This is a genomic window from Halomonas sp. H10-59, from assembly GCF_040070555.1.
GTDB lineage: Bacteria > Pseudomonadota > Gammaproteobacteria > Pseudomonadales > Halomonadaceae > Halomonas > Halomonas litopenaei.
Genome location: NZ_CP098828.1, coordinates 788,302 through 803,729, shown reverse-complemented (window position 1 = coordinate 803,729; position 15,428 = coordinate 788,302). Strand labels below are relative to the sequence as shown.

At 65.2% G+C, this 15,428-nt stretch carries 14 protein-coding genes; 5 read left to right on the top strand and 9 right to left on the bottom strand.

The genetic code is table 11. The annotated features are described in order from the left end of the window. Positions 1 to 18 precede the first annotated feature (18 nt). Entirely contained in the window at positions 19 to 192 is a 174-nt protein-coding gene (locus NFG57_RS03700; RefSeq protein WP_348815399.1) for a hypothetical protein, read from the top strand. A 30-nt stretch (positions 193 to 222) separates the two neighbouring features. Here NFG57_RS03700 and NFG57_RS03695 read toward each other — a convergent pair whose 3' ends face one another. Continuing rightward, entirely contained in the window at positions 223 to 564 is a 342-nt protein-coding gene (locus NFG57_RS03695) for a histidine triad nucleotide-binding protein (protein WP_045992116.1), read from the bottom strand. Positions 565 to 786: 222 nt separating this feature from the next. Here NFG57_RS03695 and NFG57_RS03690 point away from each other — a divergent pair, with 222 nt between their 5' ends. Continuing rightward, positions 787 to 2,031, top strand: coding sequence for a sodium:proton antiporter (locus NFG57_RS03690; protein ID WP_348815397.1), 1,245 nt, complete (start codon positions 787 to 789; stop codon positions 2,029 to 2,031). Positions 2,032 to 2,080: 49 nt separating this feature from the next. On the opposite strand, the gene NFG57_RS03685 is transcribed toward NFG57_RS03690, so the two are convergent. Further along, positions 2,081 to 3,538, bottom strand: a complete 1,458-nt coding sequence (locus NFG57_RS03685) for a PLP-dependent aminotransferase family protein (protein ID WP_348815396.1) — start codon at positions 3,536 to 3,538, stop codon at positions 2,081 to 2,083. A 115-nt stretch (positions 3,539 to 3,653) separates the two neighbouring features. On the opposite strand from NFG57_RS03685, the gene NFG57_RS03680 reads away from it, so the two are divergent. Next, the gene (locus NFG57_RS03680; RefSeq protein ID WP_348815395.1) at positions 3,654 to 4,583 is read left to right on the top strand and encodes a DMT family transporter; all 930 of its coding nucleotides are present in this window, start codon (positions 3,654 to 3,656) and stop codon (positions 4,581 to 4,583) included. 32 nt (positions 4,584 to 4,615) lie between these two features. Here the strand turns inward: NFG57_RS03680 and NFG57_RS03675 are convergent, their stop codons facing one another. The 4 genes from NFG57_RS03675 to phaR form a co-directional block, all read right to left on the bottom strand. Then, complete coding sequence (locus NFG57_RS03675; protein ID WP_045992119.1) at positions 4,616 to 5,488, bottom strand: phosphoribulokinase; 873 nt, start codon at positions 5,486 to 5,488, stop codon at positions 4,616 to 4,618. Continuing rightward, complete coding sequence (locus tag NFG57_RS03670; RefSeq protein WP_045992120.1) at positions 5,488 to 5,922, bottom strand: thioesterase family protein; 435 nt, start codon at positions 5,920 to 5,922, stop codon at positions 5,488 to 5,490. The genes NFG57_RS03675 and NFG57_RS03670 overlap by 1 nt, the downstream gene beginning before the upstream one ends. A 63-nt stretch (positions 5,923 to 5,985) precedes the next feature. Beyond that, positions 5,986 to 7,269 (bottom strand): phosphoribosylamine--glycine ligase, encoded by a 1,284-nt coding sequence (purD, locus tag NFG57_RS03665; RefSeq protein WP_348815392.1) that lies wholly within the window; start codon positions 7,267 to 7,269, stop codon positions 5,986 to 5,988. 102 nt (positions 7,270 to 7,371) lie between these two features. Next, entirely contained in the window at positions 7,372 to 7,845 is a 474-nt protein-coding gene (gene phaR, locus NFG57_RS03660; protein WP_045992122.1) for a polyhydroxyalkanoate synthesis repressor PhaR, read from the bottom strand. A 119-nt stretch (positions 7,846 to 7,964) separates the two neighbouring features. Here phaR and NFG57_RS03655 point away from each other — a divergent pair, with 119 nt between their 5' ends. Further along, on the top strand, positions 7,965 to 8,678 hold the full coding sequence (locus tag NFG57_RS03655) for a 16S rRNA (uracil(1498)-N(3))-methyltransferase (protein ID WP_045992123.1): 714 nt from the start codon (positions 7,965 to 7,967) through the stop codon (positions 8,676 to 8,678). Between the two features lie 39 nt (positions 8,679 to 8,717). Here the strand turns inward: NFG57_RS03655 and NFG57_RS03650 are convergent, their stop codons facing one another. From NFG57_RS03650 to NFG57_RS03640, 3 genes are all read right to left on the bottom strand, one after another. Then, on the bottom strand, positions 8,718 to 9,269 hold the full coding sequence (locus tag NFG57_RS03650) for a RimK/LysX family protein (RefSeq protein WP_231498512.1): 552 nt from the start codon (positions 9,267 to 9,269) through the stop codon (positions 8,718 to 8,720). A gap of 165 nt (positions 9,270 to 9,434) precedes the next feature. Next, positions 9,435 to 10,733 carry a lytic murein transglycosylase gene (locus tag NFG57_RS03645; RefSeq protein WP_348815390.1) on the bottom strand — a complete coding sequence of 433 codons (1,299 nt, stop codon included), beginning with the start codon at positions 10,731 to 10,733 and terminating at the stop codon, positions 9,435 to 9,437. 220 nt (positions 10,734 to 10,953) lie between these two features. Further along, on the bottom strand, positions 10,954 to 12,255 hold the full coding sequence (locus NFG57_RS03640; protein WP_348815388.1) for a DASH family cryptochrome: 1,302 nt from the start codon (positions 12,253 to 12,255) through the stop codon (positions 10,954 to 10,956). A gap of 320 nt (positions 12,256 to 12,575) precedes the next feature. On the opposite strand from NFG57_RS03640, the gene NFG57_RS03635 reads away from it, so the two are divergent. Continuing rightward, positions 12,576 to 15,428, top strand: coding sequence for a monovalent cation/H+ antiporter subunit A (locus NFG57_RS03635; protein ID WP_045992126.1), 2,853 nt, complete (start codon positions 12,576 to 12,578; stop codon positions 15,426 to 15,428).

The window sequence follows — 15,428 nt, the reverse complement described above, 5'->3', positions numbered from 1 at the left end:
GCAAACATGGGCGAAACGATGAACGTTCGCATCAAGGGATTATTCTACGCAAGCGTCGGCGGCACTCAAGCGCCGGCTCTTCATGTTGAGGGCGGCGACGCCTCGACGCTCAACACATCGAAAAAACCGATCGGCGCCGCCTGGGGGACACCAGGCGACGCCGGAGAATGCACGGATGCGTCGAGCGCTTGAACTGCCGGAAGAGACTCCGTCGCGCGCCGGCTAGCCAGCCGGCCATGTGAAGCGACGACCGCCCATCACGTGCATGTGAATATGATAGACCGTCTGGCCGCCGTCTTCATTGCAATTCATCACCACCCTGAAGCCATCTTCGGCAAACCCGAGGTCCTTGGCCAGACGCGAGGCGGTCAGCGGCAGGCGCCCCACCAGTGCCTGGTCTTCCTCGGTGATGTCGTTGAGAGTGGCAATATGCTTCTTGGGGATGACCAGCATATGGGTCGGGGCCTTGGGATCGATATCGTTGAAGGCCAGCACCTGATCGTCCTCGTAGACGATATCGGCGGGAATCTCGCGGTTGATGATCTTGCAGAACAGGCAATCCATGGCAGGCTCCGGGGCACACTGAAAAAACGGTGTCTTCGAGATTACCCGCCAACAGGGCTGCTGTCAGTCCCCTGACTCGCCCGATCACTGACCCAGGCCCCATGAGCAACGTTCCCAAACCGCCAGTTATGCACCTCTGGTCATCGCGCTCGCCTGCCCCCCCAAGCCATTGCGGCTATGGTACAACCGTAGCTCCCATGCATTTTCGGAGTGTCGCCTGCCATGCATCACACCGCCCTGCTGCTGATCCTTCTGATCATCATCGCCTTTGCCCTGCTGTCGCGGCGCATCTCGGCCTCGCTGATCAGTCTGCCCATGGTGTTCATGGCCGCGGGGATGGGGCTGGGCGCGCTGACGCCGGACCTGGTGCCCATGGACATGCAGCAGGAGCTGACCCAGGTGATCGCCGAGATCACCCTGATCATCGTGCTGTTCGCCGATGCCTCGGTGGTCAAGCTGAAGTCTCTGCGCCAGAACCTGGCGATTCCGCTGCGCATGCTGTTGATCGGCATGCCCCTGACGGTCTTGCTGGGCACGCTGATGGCCAAGTGGGTCTCGCCGGAAGCGGCCTGGGGCACCGCCATGCTGGTGGCGGCGATTCTTACCCCGACCGACGCGGCCTTGGGCCAGGCGGTGGTATCGAGCCCCAGCGTGCCAGAACGTATCCGCCAGTCGATCAACGTCGAAAGTGGGCTCAATGATGGCCTGGCAGTACCGGTGATTCTTGCCTCGGCACTCCTGGCGGTAGCGGCCACCGGCACCGAGGTCGCCGACGCACCGGACAACCTCTGGACCTTCGCCCTGCTGCAACTGACCCTCGGGCCGCTGGTCGGGGTGCTGTTCGGCTGGGGCTTTGCCCGCCTGCTCGACGCCGCCATCGACCGCGGCTACGTCACCGTCATCTATCAGGGCATCCTGTTTCTGGCGCTGGCCTTCCTGATCTATCTGGTCGCCGAAACCGTCGGCGGCAACGGCTTTATCGCGGTGTTCCTCGGCGGCTTGACCTTCGGCAACCAGTTACGCCATGACACCACCTTCATCGAGGAGTTCATGGAGAGCGAGGGCCAGCTCTTGACCATCGCCACCTTCCTGATCTTCGGTGCGGTGATGGTGCCGCTGGCCATCTCGCATGCGTCCTGGAAGACCGTTGCTCTGGCGCTGATGTACCTGTCGGTGATTCGCATGATCCCGATCTGGATATCGCTCACCGGACTCGGGCTGTCCGCCTATGAAAAGACCTTCCTCGGCTGGTTCGGACCTCGGGGGTTGGCCAGCATCCTGTTCGCACTGCTGATCTACGATCAGTACCCGATCCCCGGCAGCGACGAGATCCTCGCCTGCGTGGTGTTGACGGTCATGATCTCGGTGGTGCTGCACGGCGTCAGCGCCCAGCCCATGGCCCAGCGCTTCGTCGCTTCTCGCCCCACCAAGGACGCACCCGTCAAGCAGGGGCCTCCTGGCCACTAGAGCCGCCTGCTTGACGGGTGGGCGGGACTGACGTTTCACCACGATAGCGTCAGTCCCGATCCCTGGCCGTCCGTTCCTTGGCCACCCGATCCTTGGCCGCCCGCTCCATGGCCCGGTCCAGCGCCCTGAAGACGTCATCATCCAGCGACTGCGCCACATTGAAGCGCAGGTAGCGACTGTTCGCCGTTTCCGGGCTGAACACCTCCCCAGGCGCCAGTACCAGATCCTCGTCCAGCGCCGCTCTGGCCACGTCCTTGGCGCAGAGCCCCGCGGGCAGTCGCGTCCACAGAAAGAGCCCCGCACTAGGCTCCACCCAGGGCTCCAGGCCCGCCGCGCGCAGTCTCGGCATGACCTGTCCCATGGCGTCTGCCAGGCGCGTCCTGAGCACGTTGAGGTGACGTCGATAGGCGCCTTCCCTGACCAGCTGGAACACCAGCTCTGCCGACAGCGCACTGGCGCCAAAGGAGGTCGCCAGCTTCAGGTCGACCAGCTCCTCGAACCACTCGGGGCGGATGGCGATATAGCCACAGCGCACCGAGGCCGACAGGGTCTTGGAGAAGCTGCCCACCTGGATTACCCGCTCGAGCCCGTCCAGCGCCGCCAGGCGCGGTGACGCCTGGTGCTCGAAGTCGGCGAAGATGTCGTCCTCGATGATCAGCAGGTCGTGACGCTCGGCCAGGCGCAGCACGCGGTGGGCCACCGCCAGTGACAGGCTGGCACCGGTTGGATTATGCAGCCCCGAGTTGGTGATATAGAGCCGCGGACGATGCTGCTCGAGGGCCTCGGCAAGGCGCGATAGGTCCGGCCCCGCAGGGCTGAAGGGCACCCCCACCACCTTGACCCGGTGGGCACGCAGCAGGGCATGAAAGTTGAAATAGCAGGGGTCATCGACCAGCACGCGGTCGCCCGGCTCGAGCAGAAACCGACACAACAGATCGATGGCCTGGGTGCCGGACTCGGTCAGCAGGATCTGGGACGGCGCCGCCTCGACACCCCGCTCGGTAAGGCGATGCGCCAGCACCTGACGCAGTGCTTGCAGGCCCTGGGGCGACGCATAGTCGGTCAGGCTGGCGACAGCGCCGGAACGCCTCGCCAACTGCCTCAGCCCACGGCGAATCTCCTCGTGGGGCATCCACTCTGCCGGCAGCCAGCCACAGCCTGGCCTCAGCCGGTAATGGTCGCTCTCGAGCGCCTGGCGGGTCAGCCACAGCGGGTCCACTGCGCGCTCGCGACGGGGCGCCAGCTCCGCCAGGGACAGCGGCGGCAAGCGATCACCGACGAAAAAGCCGGCGCCGCGACGGGAATGGATGGCGCCCTCGGCGACCAGCCGATCGTAGGCCTCGACCACGGTGGAGCGTGACACCCCGAGCGATTCAGCCAAGCCGCGAATCGACGGCAGGCGCGTACCTGGCGCCAGCTGACGCTGGGCCATGCGGCGCTGGATCAGCGCTACCACCTGCTCGACCAGGCTGATGCCCGCCCGACGATCGATGTCCTGTGCCTTCATCTGTACTGGAGGCTCCACCATGACAGTTTGTCAAAACTGTACTGCACCGTCTCTGGCTGCACCAGCGCACGCCCTTCACCCTAGGCGCTACTGACCCGCCACGGAGTTCGCGCAGATGCCCTCACGACACCGACCATTGAACCCGACACACCGCCCGGACCTTGGCAGGGGCTGGGCCTGCGGCGCCCTCGGCATGGCCATCTTCAGCGGTTCATTGCCCGCCACCCGGGTGGCGGTGGGGGCCTTCGATCCGCTGTTTCTGACCTTTGCCAGGGCCAGCCTGGCGGGACTGGTGGCGGTGGTATTGCTGGTGCGCCTGAAGGGACGCCGGCCGCGGACCGATGAGCTTGCATCGCTGGGGCTGGTTGCCGCCTGCGTGGTGGTGGGGTTTCCACTGCTGACCGCCATGGCGCTGGAGCACGTCAGCGCAGCGCACTCGCTGGTCTATATCGGCCTGCTGCCGATGGCCACCGCGCTGTTCGGGGTGCTGCGTACCGGCGACAGGCCCCGCCCGGCGTTCTGGGCCTGCTCGTTGAGCGGTGCTGCGCTGGTCGCAGGCTTCGCGCTCGGCCAGCCTGGCAGCGCCTCCTTGACCGGCGATCTGTTGATGCTGGCCGCCGTGATCGTCTGCGGGCTCGGCTACGCCGAGGGCGCGCGACTGTCGCGACGTTTGGAAGGCTGGCGGGTGATCTGCTGGGCGCTGACACTGGCCCTGCCGTTGATGCTGCCTCTGGCGGTTGCAACGCACCCGCCGACCCTGCAGGGCATCGGCAGCGCCGCCTGGTGGTCGCTGGGCTATGTATCGCTGTTCAGCATGCTGATTGGCTTCATCTTCTGGTATCGCGGCCTGGCGCTCGGTGGGGTGGCCGCGGTGGGTCAGCTACAGTTGCTGCAGCCGTTTCTCGGGCTTGGCCTGGCGGCCTGGTTGTTGAACGAGTCGATCAGCGTGGCGATGCTCGCCACCTGTGCCGCGGTCGTGGTGTGCGTCGCCGGTGCAAAACGCTTCGCAACACCAGCTCCGGTGCCGTCGATCCCGACTCGCTAGTCAGACGAAGCCGGCATCAACGGCGCGGCGGCTCAACGAAAACGTCGTTGGGCCAGCAGATGACGCACCAGCGGACCGAGGATCAGCTCCATCGCCAAGGATAGACGAGAGCCGGGCACCACCAGGGTGTGGGGGCGACTCATGAAGGCGTCCTGAATCATCGCCAGCAGGTAGGGAAAATCCACGGTGGACGGATCGCGGAACCGGATCACCACGAAGGACTCGGCATCGGTGGGAATATCCTGGACCTCGAAGGGGTTCGAGGTATCGACCGTGGGCACCCGCTGAAAGTTGATGTGGGTACGCGAGAACTGCGGCAGGATGTAGCGCACGTAGTCATCCATGCGCCCCAGGATGGTGTCGATGACCGCTTCCTGGGTGTAGCCGCGGGCATGCATGTCGCGGTCGATCTTCTGGATCCATTCGAGGTTCATGGTCGGGGCGACGCCCACCAGCAGATCGACGTGGCGGGCGATGTCCACCTCACTGGTGACCAGCCCACCGTGCAGACCCTCGTAGAACAGCAGGTCGGTACCGGTGGGCAGCGGCTGCCATTCGGTGAAAGTGCCGACCTGGTAGCCGGCCTCGATCATCTTCTTGTCTTCGGCGTGGATATAGTGCCGGAAGGTCCCGGCGCCGCTGTCACCGTACTCCTGGAACAAGGTCTCCAGGCGATCGAGCAGGTTGGCCTCCACCGCAAAGTGGGACAGCTCATCCTTGCGCTCGGGCTCCTCGCGAAAGATCCGCGCCATCTCCTGGCGGGTGTAGCGATGGAAGGCGTCACCATCGACGAAGGCGGCATGGACGTCTTCCCGGGCGAACATGCGCTCGAAGGTACGCTTGACCGTAGTGGTGCCGGCACCGGACGAACCGGTGACCGCGATGACTGGATACTCCCTCGACATCAGCCAGCCCTCGCCAGGGCGTCACGTACCGCTTCGGGCACCGCCACCGCACGCCCTGCCTGGGGGTCGACCACCATCAGGTTGAGCCTGGCGGTCGCCACTATCCGCTGATCGCTGTCGCGACGCATGCGATGGTAGACCGTGATGGCCTTGCGCGCCGGTTCGGGGATGGCGGTCTCGACCGTCAGGGCGTCCGGCCAACGAGACTCGGCCTGATACTGCACCGCCAGGTCGGCGGCGACACTGGGATAGCCTCCCATGTCACCTTCGTGAAGCCCGAGATGGGCCAGGGCGGCCGCCCTGGCCTCGTGCAACAGCGAAATCACGGCGTCATGGCCCAGATGGTGCCCGTAGTTCATGTCGGTCACGCGCACCGTCAAACCATGACGGTGGACGATCGCCTGCTCGGGAAACTCCAGTTTGACGCGTTCCATGCTCGCTCCTTGCTGATTATTGTTGGTCAGTACCATGGGGCAAGCCAGACCGGTACCCGACGATCAGGACTGCCGGGCCATGGCACGGTGGGCGATGTCCGAACGCCAGAAGGCGCCTTCGAAACTCACCGTCTTGACCCCGCGGTAGGCCAGCTCCCGAGCCTCGCCAAGATCCTGACCGAGGGCGGTCACGCACAACACTCGTCCGCCGGAGGTGACCACCTGGCCATCCTTTTCCGCGGTGCCGGCGTGGAAGACCTTGACGCCCTGGGCCTCGGCACTGTCGCCTCCGCTGATCACGTCGCCCTTGCGGTAGCTGCCGGGGTAGCCTTCGGCGGCCATCACCACACCGATGGCCGGACGCGGGTCCCAGCGGCAATCGTGACCGGACAGGCGACCCTCGGCGCCGGCCAGACACAGCTCGGCCAGATCGCTCTGCAGACGCATCATGATCGGCTGGGTCTCGGGGTCGCCGAAGCGGCAGTTGTACTCGATCACCTTGGGTTCACCCGCGTCGGTGATCATCAGCCCGGCGTAGAGGAAGCCGGTATAAGGATGCCCTTCGTCGGCCATGCCACGCACCGTGGGGCGAATCACCTCGTCCATGATGCGCTGGTAGACGCTGTCGGTGACTACCGGTGCCGGCGAATAGGCGCCCATGCCGCCGGTGTTGGGGCCGGTGTCGCCCTCGCCCACCCGCTTGTGGTCCTGGCTGGTGGCCATGGGCACGATGGACTCGCCATCCACCATGACGATAAAGCTGGCTTCCTCACCTTCGAGGAATTCCTCGATCACGACACGAGCACCGGCATCACCGAAGGCGTTGTCTTCGAGCATGTCGCGAACCGCCGCCTCGGCCTCGGCCTCGGTCATGGCCACGATGACGCCCTTGCCCGCCGCCAGGCCGTCGGCCTTGATGACGATGGGTGCGCCCTTGTCCCGCAGATAGGCCAGCGCCGGTTCCACGGCGGTGAAGGTGCTGTAGTCAGCGGTGGGAATGGCGTGGCGAGCCAGAAAGTCTTTGGTAAAGGACTTGGATCCCTCGAGTTGGGCAGCGCCCTGGGTCGGGCCGAAGATCGCGAGCCCGGCGTCACGAAAACGATCCACCACTCCCTCGACCAGCGGCGCCTCGGGGCCCACGATGGTCAGGCCGACGCTCTCGCGCCGGGCAAAGTCCACCAGCCCGTCGAGGTCGGATACCGCGATATCGACGTTGGTCAGTCCCGCCTCCCGTGCGGTGCCGGCATTGCCTGGCGCCACGAAGACCGAGGAGACGCTGGACGACTGGGCGACCTTCCAGGCCAGGGCATGTTCGCGGCCACCGCCGCCGATGATCAGGACCTTCATCCGCTCAACTACCTTTCGAGTACCAAATGAGGCGGCATTATGGCAGAAAAAGCCCGCTCTCGCCCTCCTGGCCTCTCTCCATCAGAGCCGGGCGTGGGAGGGTCAGGAGGAACGCTCGTCGTCGTCCTTGGTGGTCCCGCCCTGGCTGGTTCCGCCCTGGCTGATGGTGTTCTGCCAGAAACGCATGTTTTCCTCGGCCAGCTCGCGCATCAGCTCCATCGGCGAATGCCGCATGGCCTGCTGCCACTGATCCTGCATCTTCTTCTGCTGCTCCATCATCAACCGGGTGCCTTGCTCCAGGTAGCGCGCCAGGGGCAGCGGCTGAGACATGGCGTACACCCGAATCAGCTGTTGCAGCAGGTCATTGGAGAACACCTCGGCGTCGCTGTCGGCCTGCTCCTGCTCGATGATGATCGACAGCAGAATGGTACGCGTCAGGTCCTCGCCACTCTTGGCATCTTCCACACGGAAAGGCACTTCCTCGAGAATCAGGCTTCGTAAATCCTCGAGCGTTACATAGCGGCTCTGTTCGGTATCATAGAGCCGGCGATTGGCATACTTGCGAATCACGCGCACGGCGCTGCTCCTTTGTTCGTGGGAAGCTCCGGGACTGCAGCTGCAGATCCTCGGCTTCGTTCGCATCCATTTTGCACCGCGACACGGCCCTTGCAAGACAAACCGGTACTCGAGGCTCCATGAATCTGATACTTCTCACCCGGAACGACGTCGATGACGCCGGGTTGGCACGGGTCCGCGACCCCCGGCGCCTGGCCCACCTGCGCCAGGTCCACCGCGCCCGCCAGGGCGACGTGATGACCCTGGGACTGGAGAACGGCCCGCTGGGCCGCGGTCAGCTCGTGTCGCTGACCGACGATGAGGCCTGCTTCGACGTTTCCGGGCTCGATCAGGCTCCGCCCGCGGCGCTACCGGTGCACCTGGTGCTGGCGCTGCCTCGCCCACGCATGCTGGCAAGAAGCATAGAGCATGCCACCGCGCTGGGGGTGAAGCGCATCACGTTGCTGCATAGCCGCAGGGTGGAGAAGAGCTACTGGCAGTCCCCCGAACTCGATCCCGCCAAGATCCACCAGCACCTGGTGCTTGGCCTGGAGCAGGCCCGCGATACTGCGCTGCCGGTGGTGGACACGGCGCGGGGCTTTCGGCCCTTCGTCGAGGACCGTCTGCCGTCCCTGCTGGAAGGACGGCGGGGCCTGTTGGCGCACCCCGGGATGGCGACTGCCTGCCCTCGAGGCCTGACCGAGCCTGTGACCCTGCTGGTCGGCCCCGAGGGCGGCTTCATCGAATGGGAGGTGGAACAGATGCTGGCGGCAGGCTGCGAGGGCATCCACCTGGGCGAGCGCATCCTGCGGGTGGAAACCGCGGTGACCGCGCTACTGTCCAGGCTCTTCTAGGCCAACCCTGTAGACCACACCAGCGGTGCCATCGACGTATCAGCTCTCGCTGTCCTCGTCATCGGCACCGTCATCCTTGTTGGTGCCGTACTCGCCCTCTCCCTCATGCTCGATGACCGGAGAGTTCTCGTCGCAACTCGGCTCGATCATGAAGGTCTCGCGCACGTCCAGCAGCCCGAGCTCACCGATGGTACGGCGACCCAGCAGCATCGGGTAGTTCATCTCTTCCCGGTTGCGCAGGCTGAACTGCTCCTCGTGGATGGTGTCCCCCATGCACACCTCCATCAACACCACCAGGCGCTCGTCGCGACCGCCGGCGCCGCGCACCGTCATGTCGCGATAGAGCGGGCGCTCGAGCTGCTTCTTGAAGGTTTCACCGGTCTCCTCGTCCTCGAGCTCGAGGGCGAAACGCACCCAGGGTTCGCCTTCCTTGTCGAAGCGCTCGATATCCCGGGCATCCAACGAAGACGTCAGCGCGCCGCTGTCCAGCTTTGCCTTCACTTCGACGTCCCAGGGCTCCAGGGTCGCCATCTCGACCCAGCCAAAGACGTCAGGGCCGTCATCGGCCAGGGCGCCGCCGGCCGGCGCCATGCACAGGGGAAGCGCCGCCAGCGCCATCCGTCGGGCGGGGCCCGACAGCCATCGATTCCAGAGAGTCATCGTGCCATTTCCATGTGGAGGGCGTCCCGCCGGACGCCGATACGTCAGGCCCCTGAGTCAGGGGCCGCCTTGATGTTTTCAGGGCTGATTGATCGCTCAGTGACTTAGGCGTTCGAGCAGGTTGAGCGTGGCGAAGCCGTCGGGCACCAGACCCTGGTCGCGCTGCCAGGCGCGCAACCCTGCCCGGGTATTGGGACCCATGATGCCGTCCGGGGTTCCCACCTCGTAGCCAAGCGCCTGAAGCCGCGACTGCAGCGTCTTCACCTGAGTACGAGAGAGCGGTTGCTCGTCACGAGGCCAGCCACCCTCGATGCCGGCGCGCCCGGCGATACGGTCGCTCAGCGAGGCTACCGCCAGGGCGTAGCTGGTGGCGTTGTTGTAGCGCAGGATGGCGCGGAAGTTCGGTCCCACCAGGAAAGCAGGACCACGCGCGCCGGCAGGAGTGATCACCGACGCCTCATCGAAGGCCGGCAGATCGCCACCGCCCAGCGGGCTCACACCCAGGCCGGCCCAGGCCGAAGCGCTCTTGCGGGTATCGAGCTCGGTCTGGGCGTAGTCGAACCCGGACGGCAGTTGCACCTCGACACCCCAGGGCTCGCCCTGACGCCAACCGGCACGATCCAGATAGTTGGCAGTCGACGCCATGACGTCGGGGATACTCGCCCAGATATCACGGCGACCGTCGCCGTCTCCGTCCTTGGCGTAGGCCACGAAACTGGAAGGAATGAACTGGGTGTGGCCCATCGCCCCCGCCCAGGAGCCCTTCATGCGCTGCGGTGTGATATCGCCGGCGTCGATGATCTCGAGCGCTGCCATCAGTTCACCGCGTGCAAAGTCTCGGCGCCGACCGTCATAGGCCAGGGTCGCCAGTGCCTCCAGGGTCGAGAAGTCACCGAAGTTCTGGCCGTAGTTGCTCTCGATACCCCAGATGGCGGTAAGGACCTCGGCGGGCACACCGTAGTCGGCCTCGGCGCGGTCGGCCGCAGCGCGATTGGCGGCGAGCTTGTCACGCCCCTGGGTCACCCTGGCGTTGGAGACCGCGGTATCCAGGTATTGCCAGATCGGGCGCACGAACTCGGGCTGGGAGCCGTCGAGTTCGATCACCCGGGGACGGTAGCGCAGGCCATCCAGCGCGCGCGCCAGGGTCGCTTCGCTGATGCCTTCTGCACGCGCCTGATCACGAAAGCCGGCCAGCCACTGATCGAAGCTCTGGGGGTCGGCTGCAGCGGCGGCAGGGGCGGCCTGCCCAGACGCTTCGCCACTGGCGCTGGCGGTGACGCTTGCACCAGCACTGGCATTGGTACCGGCCGCGGCATCGCCGGAGGGGGCGGCGGAGGTACTCTGGCAACCGGCCAGGGTCACCACGAGAAGGGCGGGGAACAATCGGGTCAGCATGATGAAGCAATCCTTGGCGATCAATATGCGGGCATGATGACCCAGGACCCGCTGTCATACCAGCCAGTCAGGCCGCCAGAGCATCGCAAGATGTGGCACCACTACCACCAAGGTGAGAGCCACCCGCAGGGGCAAGAGACCTCATACGGTAGGTCGAACAACGTAGTGAACAGGGCATCGCTCGTTCTTCCCTACACCGGTGCCTCAATGCCCCAGTGCCTCAATGCCCCAGTGCCTCGTAGGAAGACGGCTGCAAGCTCACCTCCTTCCAGTGGCGGACATAGCGTTCATCGGGGTCGTAGCGCCGGCTCTGTTCGTCGATATCGAAGATCCTGGGTTTGGCGTTGCGGCCCACTCCTGCGATGTACTTCCAGTTGCCCCAGTTGCTGGCGACGTCATGGTCGATCAGACAGCGTTCGAACCAGGCGGCGCCGTGGCGCCAGTCCTCCCCGAGATCGTGCACCAGGTAGCTGGCGACGAGCTGACGCGCTCGATTGGAGAGCCAGCCGCTGACCGTCAACTCACGCATGGCTGCATCGATCAGCGGCTGCCCGGTAGCGCCCAGGCGCCAGCACTCGAATGCCGGCCCCGGCGATGATGGGGGATCGCCGAACAGCGCTTTGCCTTCCTGGCGTGCCGCCCAGTGGAAGTACTCGCGCCATAACAACTCGTGATAGAAGTGGCGAGATGATGCGTTGGCACCCCGCCGGTCTTCCCATTCTCTCAGTGCTTCGAGGACCTGGGTCGCCGACACACAGCCAAGCGCCAGCCAGGGCGATAGACGGGACGAAAAGCCAGCGCCGATCAAACCATTGCGCGTCTGCTGATAGGTCGCCAGCAAATCGGACTCCCACACGACGTCGTCGAGACGCTGCCAGGCGGGCGCTTCACCGCCGACAAAGGCAAGCCCGGCGCTGTCGGGCTTGTCGTTCAAGGCGTCCGCTTCGCGTGACAATCGCTGCAACGAGGGCAGTCCGCGCGGCGCTCGTTCCGGCCACGCCGGCTGCGTCGCCGGGGCCGGACGACTGTGGCTTCGAGGAGACGCCTCGCCGAGACGACGCCGGAAAGCCGACCAGCTTGCCGGTACCTCATCCAACGTCATCGGCAACGTCTGCGACGTCCACAGCGTGCCCGCACCACGACGCTCCAGTCGACACTGCCTTGGCAGGCAGCGTGCCAGACGCTCAAGCTGGTCGTCCCCGCCTGCTGCCTCGCTGGCCACCACCCGTGTCACCTGATACTGCTCGGCCAGCCGGGCGACCAGCGACACCGGCTCGTCCACCGCCACCAGCAGGTCGCTACCCTTCTTCAACAGCGTCCCACGCAACTCCTTGAGGCACTGCCACAGAAAGCGCAGCCGACGAGCGCCGATACCGGCCACGCCGTCTGCCGATGAGCCATCAAGCAGCGCCTCGTCGATCACGAACACCACCAGGCGCTCGCTGACCGAGGGCGCGATGTCCAGCAAGGGGTTGTCGGCCAGCCGCAGTTCCCCACGCAACCACACCAGCTCTGTTTCCATATTACCCTCCCGACAGGCCTGAGGATTCGCGGCACGCGCCTCGTGGGCACAGATCGTGCGCTACCGACGGAGGCATTGCCCTACTACATAGCGATAATATATAGGTCTTGTACACTACATGTACAATTTTTAGAGCGCCTACGGCTATCACGTTGAATCCGCACGGGGCAGCGGTCCGTCCATCTTTCGGGTAAAGTGGGTCGGCGCTTCAGGGTGAGCTGATCAACACCCCTGGCGGTAGGCCAAGGCATTGTGAGGGCTCGTGTTTTCAGACCATCGCGGCGCTCACCACGTTCAAGGACAGGCAGGATGACCGACAGATGACTTTGCTATGGATTCCCTTGCTCCCCCTTCTCGGTGTGCTGGTCCCCGCATTGACCGGATCTAGAGGCCGCCCTCTTTGCACCCTCGCCACGGCGGTCCTTCCCGCCATTGCCCTGGCCATGACCCTGGCCCAGCTGCCCGCCCTGGGTGCCGGGGATATCCCTCGGGTCTCCCTGAGCTGGGTGCCCCAACTGGGGCTGGACCTGGCCTTTCGCCTCGATGGCCTGTCACTGCTGTTCAATGTGCTGATCCTGGGCATCGGCCTGCTGATCATCCTGTACGCCCATTATTATCTGGACGCCAGCGAGAACTACGCCCGCTTTTACGCCTACCTGATCCTGTTCATGGCCTCCATGGTGGGCATCGCCATGGCCGACAACCTGCTGGTGCTGTGGTTCTTCTGGGAGTTGACCAGCCTGTCATCCTTCCTGCTGATCGGTTTCTGGTCACACCGCTCGGAGGCGCGCAAGGGCGCGCGCATGGCGATGACGGTCACCGGCGCCGGTGGCCTCGCCCTGCTGGCGGGCTTTCTGCTGCTGGGCGATATCGTCGGCAGTCTCGACATGCAGGTGGTGCTGGAAAGCGGCGAGACGATCCTGGCCGACCCGCGCTACCCGCTGATGCTGGTCCTGGTGCTGCTCGGCGCCTTCGCCAAGTCCGCCCAGTTCCCGTTCCACTTCTGGCTTCCCCATGCCATGGCGGCACCGACTCCGGTGTCTGCGTACCTGCACTCCGCCACCATGGTCAAGGCGGGGATCTTCCTGATGGCGCGCCTGCATCCCGCCATCGCCGGCAGCGAGCTGTGGTCGGCCATCGTGACCGTGATCGGTATCGTCACCATGGTGTATGCCGCCTGGTTTGCTCTGATCAAGGCGGATCTCAAGGGTATCCTGGCGTTCTCCACCGTCAGCCATCTGGGCCTGATCACCGTACTGCTGGGCATCGGCAGTCCCATGGCGGTGCTGGCGGCGCTGTTTCATATCCTCAACCACGCCACCTTCAAGGCCGCACTGTTCATGTGTTCGGGGATCATCGACCATGAGGCCGGCACCCGCGACCTGGCCCGGCTGGGCAAACTGGCCAAGGCGATGCCGGTCACCTGCGTGGTGATGAGCATCACCGGCGCCGCCATGGCGGGCGTGCCGCTGTTCAATGGCTTCATCTCCAAGGAAATGTTCTTCACCGAGGCCCTCGAGACCCACGCCTTCGGCGGCCTCAGCCTGGTGCTGCCGGTACTGGCCACCATTGGCGGCGTGCTGTCGGTGGCCTATTCCGCGCGGCTGGTCCACGCGGTGTTCTTCTCCCCTCCGCGCCACGCGCCGCCCAAGACGCCGCACGAGCCGCCCCATCTGATGCGAGCTCCGGCGGAGCTGTTGGCGGTGCTGTGTATCCTGGTCGGCCTGTTCCCGGCGCTGATGGCCACCTGGCTGATGGCGCCTGCGGTTGAGGCGGTGCTGCTCGAGCCGCTGGAGTTCCACCTGGCCCTGTGGCACGGCTTCAACCTGCCGCTGGCGATGAGCGCCGTGGCCCTGGTCGCCGGCGTCATCACCTATATCCTGCATCGCAAGATTCGCCAGTTCGTGCGGGACTTCCCGCCGCGTGATGCCAGCCGTATCTTCGAGGGTGTCATCCAGTGCATCGGCGATCGCGCCGAGCGCATCACCGAATGCGTCGACAACGCCTCGCTGCAGCGCTTCATGACCCTGCTGCTGACCGCCTCCCTCGTGGTCGGCGCCATCGGTCTGGCCCAGATGGATACCCTGACCGGGGCCAAGGGCAACCAACCGGTGGACGGCGTGCTGCTGGTCGGCGCCCTGCTGCTGGTGTTCACCGGCATTGGCACCGCCATTACCCATCGCCATCGTCTGATCTCGCTGCTGATGCTGTCGGTGGTGGGCCTGCTGGTATCACTGACCTTTGCCCGCTTCTCGGCACCGGACCTGGCGTTGACCCAGCTATCGGTCGAGGTGGTCACCATGATCCTGCTGATGCTGGCGCTGTTCTTCCTGCCCCAGAAGACCCCTCGGGAATCCACCCCGGCGCGGGCGCTGCGCGACCTGGTGCTGTGTACCGGACTGGGCGGAGTGATCGCCGGACTCAACTACACCGTGTTGACCCGCGACACCGAAAGCATCTCGGACTTCTTCCTCGACAACAGCGTGCCCGGCGGCGGCGGCCACAATGTGGTCAATGTCATCCTGGTCGACTTCCGTGGCTTCGACACCCTGGGCGAGATCACGGTGCTGGCGATCGCCGGTCTCGCCATCTTCAAGCTGCTCAACCGTCTGCGCCTGTTCATGCCTCACAGCGACAGCGAGGGACGCATCTGGGCGCCGGATCGCTACCCGATGATTCTGACCACCATCTCCCAGACGGTACTGCCGCTGGCACTGCTGGTGTCGGTATTCATCTTCCTGCGCGGCCACAACCAGCCCGGTGGCGGCTTTATCGCCGGCCTGATCACCGCGGTGGGATTGATCCTGGTGTACATGGCCCGGGGCGTTGCCTGGACCCAGAAGCGTCTCGACTTCCCCTACCAGCCGGTGGCGATCCTCGGCGTCGGTGTCGCCGCCCTGACTGGCTTCGGCAGCTGGCTGTTCGGCGCACCCTTCCTGACCTCGTCCTTCGGCCATTTCCATATCCCGCTGATCGGCGATATCGAACTGGCCACCGCGATGCTGTTCGATCTCGGTGTCTATCTGGCGGTGGTCGGTGCGACCCTGATGATCCTGGCCAACCTGGGCAAGGTGACCACCCCCCACCGTCCGGCCAAGGAAGACCATGACGCGACGGAACGCGGCCTGCACCGCACCGACGACCCCACCCCCGACGGCAAGGAGACCGTGTGA

What these genes read in the sequence shown, in the direction of transcription:
- NFG57_RS03640 (WP_348815388.1), bottom strand. Translation starts at nt 12,255, where the DNA reads ATGGAAACAGAGCTGGTGTGGTTGCGTGGGGAACTGCGGCTGGCCGAC.
- purD (WP_348815392.1), bottom strand. Translation starts at nt 7,269, where the DNA reads ATGAAGGTCCTGATCATCGGCGGCGGTGGCCGCGAACATGCCCTGGCC.
- NFG57_RS03650 (WP_231498512.1), bottom strand. Translation starts at nt 9,269, where the DNA reads ATGGCGCCGGCCGGCGGCGCCCTGGCCGATGACGGCCCTGACGTCTTT.
- NFG57_RS03690 (WP_348815397.1), top strand. Translation starts at nt 787, where the DNA reads ATGCATCACACCGCCCTGCTGCTGATCCTTCTGATCATCATCGCCTTT.
- NFG57_RS03655 (WP_045992123.1), top strand. Translation starts at nt 7,965, where the DNA reads ATGAATCTGATACTTCTCACCCGGAACGACGTCGATGACGCCGGGTTG.
- NFG57_RS03635 (WP_045992126.1), top strand. Translation starts at nt 12,576, where the DNA reads ATGACTTTGCTATGGATTCCCTTGCTCCCCCTTCTCGGTGTGCTGGTC.
- NFG57_RS03680 (WP_348815395.1), top strand. Translation starts at nt 3,654, where the DNA reads ATGCCCTCACGACACCGACCATTGAACCCGACACACCGCCCGGACCTT.
- NFG57_RS03700 (WP_348815399.1), top strand. Translation starts at nt 19, where the DNA reads ATGAACGTTCGCATCAAGGGATTATTCTACGCAAGCGTCGGCGGCACT.
- NFG57_RS03675 (WP_045992119.1), bottom strand. Translation starts at nt 5,488, where the DNA reads ATGTCGAGGGAGTATCCAGTCATCGCGGTCACCGGTTCGTCCGGTGCC.
- NFG57_RS03685 (WP_348815396.1), bottom strand. Translation starts at nt 3,538, where the DNA reads ATGAAGGCACAGGACATCGATCGTCGGGCGGGCATCAGCCTGGTCGAG.
- NFG57_RS03670 (WP_045992120.1), bottom strand. Translation starts at nt 5,922, where the DNA reads ATGGAACGCGTCAAACTGGAGTTTCCCGAGCAGGCGATCGTCCACCGT.
- NFG57_RS03645 (WP_348815390.1), bottom strand. Translation starts at nt 10,733, where the DNA reads ATGCTGACCCGATTGTTCCCCGCCCTTCTCGTGGTGACCCTGGCCGGT.
- NFG57_RS03695 (WP_045992116.1), bottom strand. Translation starts at nt 564, where the DNA reads ATGGATTGCCTGTTCTGCAAGATCATCAACCGCGAGATTCCCGCCGAT.